7 protein-coding genes are annotated in these 5,446 nt (G+C 73.4%); 4 read left to right on the top strand and 3 right to left on the bottom strand.

Features of this window, described 5'->3' with window-relative positions; genetic code table 11:
• Positions 1-143: 143 nt before the first annotated feature.
• From ACFW1I_RS13880 to ACFW1I_RS13870, 3 genes are all read right to left on the bottom strand, one after another.
• Positions 144-767, bottom strand: coding sequence for a hypothetical protein (locus ACFW1I_RS13880; RefSeq protein WP_384669529.1), 624 nt, complete (start codon positions 765-767; stop codon positions 144-146).
• A 71-nt stretch (positions 768-838) separates the two neighbouring features.
• Complete coding sequence (locus ACFW1I_RS13875) at positions 839-1,141, bottom strand: hypothetical protein (RefSeq protein ID WP_384669527.1); 303 nt, start codon at positions 1,139-1,141, stop codon at positions 839-841.
• Between the two features lie 117 nt (positions 1,142-1,258).
• Positions 1,259-1,747, bottom strand: coding sequence for a hypothetical protein (locus ACFW1I_RS13870; protein WP_384669525.1), 489 nt, complete (start codon positions 1,745-1,747; stop codon positions 1,259-1,261).
• 170 nt (positions 1,748-1,917) lie between these two features.
• Here ACFW1I_RS13870 and ACFW1I_RS13865 point away from each other — a divergent pair, with 170 nt between their 5' ends.
• The 4 genes from ACFW1I_RS13865 to ACFW1I_RS13850 all read left to right on the top strand — a co-directional run bounded on the left by ACFW1I_RS13865 (position 1,918) and on the right by ACFW1I_RS13850 (position 5,326).
• The gene (locus ACFW1I_RS13865) at positions 1,918-2,862 is read left to right on the top strand and encodes a CHRD domain-containing protein (protein WP_384669524.1); all 945 of its coding nucleotides are present in this window, start codon (positions 1,918-1,920) and stop codon (positions 2,860-2,862) included.
• A gap of 139 nt (positions 2,863-3,001) precedes the next feature.
• A complete protein-coding gene (locus ACFW1I_RS13860; protein ID WP_384669522.1) occupies positions 3,002-3,949 on the top strand; it encodes a DUF1996 domain-containing protein in 948 nt (315 codons plus the stop codon).
• A 91-nt stretch (positions 3,950-4,040) separates the two neighbouring features.
• The gene (locus ACFW1I_RS13855) at positions 4,041-4,613 is read left to right on the top strand and encodes a sigma-70 family RNA polymerase sigma factor (protein WP_384669521.1); all 573 of its coding nucleotides are present in this window, start codon (positions 4,041-4,043) and stop codon (positions 4,611-4,613) included.
• Positions 4,610-5,326 carry an anti-sigma factor family protein gene (locus tag ACFW1I_RS13850; protein ID WP_384669519.1) on the top strand — a complete coding sequence of 239 codons (717 nt, stop codon included), beginning with the start codon at positions 4,610-4,612 and terminating at the stop codon, positions 5,324-5,326. The genes ACFW1I_RS13855 and ACFW1I_RS13850 overlap by 4 nt, the downstream gene beginning before the upstream one ends.
• Positions 5,327-5,446: the final 120 nt, after the last annotated feature.

Below are 5,446 nucleotides of genomic sequence, written 5' to 3'. Positions count from 1 at the left end.
CTAGCTGTCCTTGGGGGCGTCGGGCGTCACCCCGCGGGGGGGCCCCGGCGGGGGGGGGGGGGCTCCCCGCCGGCCCCCCCGGCGGCGGGGGGGGTTTGCCCGCTCGCACCCCGGGCCCCTCTCGCTTCCGAAGTCGGCTCCGGTCAGGTCCCCGTGCCCTCGGCCGTCGGATCCCCGTCGCCGAAGGCGAACGTCGAGGTGATGGCGTCGAAGAGATCGTACAGCGGCTCGGCGAGCGGGATGTTCGGGCTGAAGCAGGTGACGATCAGGACGCGCTCACCCCCGGGAACCGGTACGAAGGTGTGCGTCACCACCAGTTTGGACGAGACGCCTTCGGCGACCTCGGTCTCCTCGATGCCGGTCATCCGGCCGACCGGACCGACGTGCGGCAGCGTCCGTGTCGTGAGGGTCCGGGAGGTACCCTCGCGGCGGCGGCCCCCGCTCGCGGAGAACTCCTTGGCGAGACCCCTCGCCGAGAAGTCCGCGCCGGCCGGCGGCGTCACGCTGAACACCATCAGCCCCGCCATCAGCAGGCCGTCCTCGTACATGGTGGTGGTGCCCGCGGCGTAGACCGCTCCTCGCCGCCGGGCGCCGTCCATGATGCGCCGCGCGCTGCGGAACGCCTGGTTGACGGCGTCCCGGTCCTCCTTCCTCGGGGCGTGCCGCAGCATCTCGGCGCGGCGTTCGGCGAGGGTGTCGCCGTGGAGGTCGTACTCCGTCCAGTTCTCCGGGATGCCGATCCCGAAGGTGGGCGAACCAGTGGTCATGGGACCGTGCTCCTCAGCTCGTTCTGTCAGGTCTGCCCGATCGGGCCCGGGCGCGGCCGTCGGGGCGCCGGTCACCGGCCGGGGCGGTCGCCGCCGTTGCCGTCGCCCTTCAGGGATTCGCCCATCTGCCGGTCGAAGTCGTCGAACGCCTTCACGATGGCCTCGCAGGCGTCCTGCAGGTCCTTGGTGTTGCGCTTGACCTGGGTCCGTCCGTCGTTCCACTGCTCGTCGAAGTTGCTGCCGGGGCGCACCAGCGGCGGTCCGACGTCTTCGGCGGTGAAACCCGACGGTCTGGTGTCGATGAGCTCCACCACCCGTCGCAGGAGTCCGCCGAGGCGTTCCACCTCGTCTCCCGGCATCTCGATCTCGGCCAAGGCTCCTCCCGCGTGTGTCGCCGTGCGTGTGGCCGGGCGGGTGGACCCCGCCCGCTCCAGGCACGGCTGTGTGCGGGAGGCGGTTCACCCGTCCGTCCGGGCGGGGGTCCGACGCGGTCACGGGGTCCTGCGGACGAGCTTGCCGTCGGGGGCGACGGCGAACCACGCGCCGTCCAGGCCCTGGCCGTTGACGTCACCGGGGGCCGCGTCGCCGACGTAGTAGTACAGCGGCCAGTCCCCGTACGTGACGTGCACGGCGCCCCCGGGATTCCTGGCCTCGCGCAGCAGGGCCGCCTCGACTCCCGGGCCGGCGGCGGCCGGGGAAGGACCGGTGAGCGCGGGCCACACGGCGATGCACGCGGCGTCGCAGGTGCTCTCGGCGGCCTTGTCCTTGGTGAAGGCGTAGAGGGTGCGGCCCTTGTCGTCGACCAGGATGGAGCCGAGGCCGGAGTCCGCCACGGTGACGGTCGTGGCGGGTGCGGGCTTCGGCGCGGCCTTCCTCCCGCCGCCGTCGCCGGTGCCGCCGTCGCCCGTGCCGCCGTCGTTCCCGGCGCCGCAGGCGGCGAGCGCCAGCGGGACCGCGAACAGTGCCTTGTGGACGCGCATGGTGATGCCCTCTCTCGTACGGGGTGATGGCGAGGGGTGAGTTCCCCGCGGCCCACACGTCCCGGCACCCGCCGGGGTTCAAGCGGAGCCGGCACGGGCGGTGGTGAACCGGTGGACCCGCGCGCACGTGCTCGACGCGACAGGACCCCACTGCTGGAAGGACGACAGACATGCGCAGGCTCACCCCGGTGGTCGCCGCCGTGATCGCGCTCGCCGGTCTCACCGGTACGACCCCGGCGACCGCCGACGGCGGCTCCGGCGCCGGAGGTTCGCGGGAAGGGCAGGCACCGGCCGCCGGCCTCCTGGCGGCGCGGGCGCCCGCCGTGTCGCTGATGGCCCGCCTCACCGGTGACCAAGGGGTGCCGGAGAAGAGCGGGACGGCGACCGGCGACCGGGACGGCCGGGCCATCGCGCTCGTCAAGGTCAAGGGCGACCGCGTCACCTTCGCCCTGTCCTGGAACGGCGTCGACGTCCCGGCGCGGGCCCACCTGCGCCGGGGCGGGGCAGGGGCCGCCGGGGCGGCCGTGGCCGAGCTGTTCACCACCCCGATGCCCGCCTCGGTGTCCTCCGCCGCCGGGCAGACCTCGGTGTCCACTCCCGCGCTCGCCGAACTGCTCCGCCGCGATCCCGACGGCTTCTACGTGGACCTGCGCACGGAGGCGTTCCCCGGCGGTGCCGTCCGTGGCCAGCTCCGGCCGCTCGGGAAGCCGGTGAACCCGCTCAGCGTCATCCGGGGCGGCAGGCTCCGCGCGCTCGCGGACGGCGGCCAGGAGGTTCCGGCGGGCGCTCCGGACCGGGCCGGCGATCCGGACGGTCACAGCACCACGTTCCTGCACCCCCGGACGGACCGTGTCGACTACTCCCTGGTCTGGGTGAACACCGGACCGCCGCTGTCCGGGCACGTCCACGAGGGGGCCCTGGGCGAGAACGGGGCCTTGCGGCTGCCGCTGTTCGTCTCGCCCGTGCCGAAGAACATCTTCGGGATCTCCGGGAGCGTCAGCGCCCCTGACGCGTCGTTCCTCGCCCGGCTCAAGGAGGGTCCGACCGGTTTCTACGCGAACCTGCCGACCCGGGAGTTCCCCGAGGGCGCCGTACGGGGTCAGTTGTTCCGCTGAGGTTCACCGACGAGGGGGTCGACCGCGATTCCGCCCCGGTCCATGGCGTCTTGCCCGCCCAGGCCGCTGATGGAACCCTGCTCCCGTGCGGATCTCTCTTCCCCCTCCCAAGTCCCGCTTGTTCTGGGGCGTTCTGCCCGTGACGCTCGCGTTGTCCCTGTGCCTGGGCGTGGCCACGTTCGGCGCGGCCGGTCCCGGACGACCGGCCGCCGCACCTGCCGGGCACCAGTACGTGGACCTGGCGCAGGTCGCCCGGTCCACGGCACCCGTCGGGGGCCCCGACGCCTCCACCGGGAGCTACACCGTCGACTGCGGCCGCAATGAGGACGGCCACCGCAACGCGGACAACGTCGTCGTCTCCCCCGGCATCGTCAACGGCGCCCACCACACGCACGACTACGTCGGCAACCTGTCCACGGACGCCCTGTCCACCGACGAGACCCTGGCCGCCGCCGACACCACCTGCGCGGGCGGTGACCGGTCCACGTACTTCTGGCCCGTGCTGCGCCGGCTCGACCGCACCGGCGCCGACGCCCACGAGCCCGGCGGCGGGGCGCACGGCAACAGCGGCGAGATCCTCACGGCCTCGTCGGTGCGGGTGGAGTTCCGGGGCAACCCGGCCAGCTCGGTCGTCGCCATGCCCCGCTTCCTGCGGCTGGTGACGGGCGACCCGGTCGCGGCCACCACCGCGAGCACCGACGCCCGCGCGCAGTGGGGCTGCTCCGGCCATCCGGACCGCTTCAGCACCCGCTACGTGCGCTGCCCACCGGGCAGCGGTCCCACCCGCACCCTGGACTTCCCGAGCTGCTGGGACGGCCTCGCCACCGACAGTCCGGGCCATCGCGCCCACGTCCGGTTCCCCACCGCCGACGGCACCTGCCCCAGGGCCACGTTCCCGGTGCCGCAGCTGCGGGTCACCCTCACGTACGACCTCCCGGACGGCGTCCCGTTCGCCGTGGACTCCTTCCCGGAACAGCTCCGGGACCCCCTGACCGACCACGCCATGTTCGTGAACGTGATGACCGCGGACCGCATGGCGGAACTCGTGCGCTGCGTCAACCGGGACCGCCGGTGCACGGCCGCGTGACGGCGATCCGGCCGACTTCGAGAACGGGTTGAACCGACCCGGCCGGCTGTCCGTGTCCATCGCGTCGGCCCAGGAGAGGACGGAGAGATGGATGGCGGTATTGGGGTTCCGCAGTCGGCAGAAGAGGGACACCGGTGACGAGGCACTGATCCGGTCCCTCTACGAGGAACACGGCAGAGCCCTCCTCGCGTACGCGCAGCGCCTGACCGGCGACCGCAGCGCCGCGGAGGACGTGGTCCAGGAAACCCTGATCCGGGCCTGGAAGCACCCCGAGGCCCTGGTCAACGGCAAGGGATCGGTGCGCGGATGGCTGCTCACCGTGACCCGCAACATCATCACGGACCGGTACCGGGCCAAGGCCGTGCGCCCCACGGAGGTCGCCGAATCGCCCACCACCCAGCCCGTCGAACGGGACCACGCGGAGGACGTGGTGAACTCGATGGTCGTCGCGGACGCGCTCGACCGGCTCTCCCCCGACCACCGGGACGTGCTCCTGGAGATCTACTTCCGGGGCAGGAGCGTCGCAGAGGCCGCCCAGAGCCTCGGGATCCCACCCGGGACGGTCAAGTCCCGGTCACACTATGCGTTGAAGGCACTGCGCGACATGTACACGGACAGACCGGAGGCGATGGGCGCCGTGCGGTTGAAGGGAGTGGCGGTATGAGCATCAAGGAACACGACAGCGAGCTGCTCGGCGCCTACGTCCTCGGCGCTCTCGACGAACAGGAGGTACGGACCGTCGACGAGCACGTGGCGTCGTGCCAGAGGTGCCGCGCCGAACTGGAGGAGCTGCGGGACATGGAGTCCGCGCTCGGCGAGGTGCCCCCCGAGGCGTTCCTCGACGGACCGCCCGAGGGCGGGGACCTGCTGCTGCAGCGCACGCTGCGGCAGGTGCGCGGCGAACGCGCCGCCCAGGCCGTACGGCGGCGCGCCTTCCTGACCGTGGCCGCGACGGTCGCCGCGGCGGCCGTTCTCGGCGGCGGCGTGCTCATCGGACAGAACACCGGCGACCGGATCCCGGAGGCCGCCCCGCCGGCGCCCACCGCCACGGCGGGCGTTCCCACGGCGCCGCCGGTCAGCAGCAAGGTCTTCGAGGGCCGCGGTGCGCAGAGCGGCAGCGAGATGCGACTCCGGGTGACGCCCGCCGTCGAGTGGATCCGCCTCAACGCCTCGGTCACGGGCATCCCGACGGGCGAACGCTGCCGCATGGTGGTGGTCACGAAGAGCGGCGCCCGCGAGATCGCCGGCAGCTGGCGCGTCGCCGACAAGGAGAAGGGCTCGAACATCGACGGCTCGGCGGCGGTCCCGATGGACGACGTCGCCGAGATCGTCATCGAGAACGACCAGGGCAAGCAGTACGTGGCCGTCGAGGTCTGACCCCCTCGCCATGCGGCGACCCACCGCGGGGGGGGGGGGGGGGGGGGCGGCGGGGGGGCGGGCCGCCGCGCCGCCGCGCCGGGGGGGGGGTAACAGCAAGAACCCCACGCGCACGAGCCC

This window comes from Streptomyces sp. NPDC058955 (assembly GCF_042741435.1).
In the GTDB taxonomy this organism is placed as follows: Bacteria; Actinomycetota; Actinomycetes; order Streptomycetales; family Streptomycetaceae; genus Streptomyces.
Note: the sequence above shows the minus strand (reverse complement) of the source record. Positions and strands in the feature narration are given on the sequence as shown.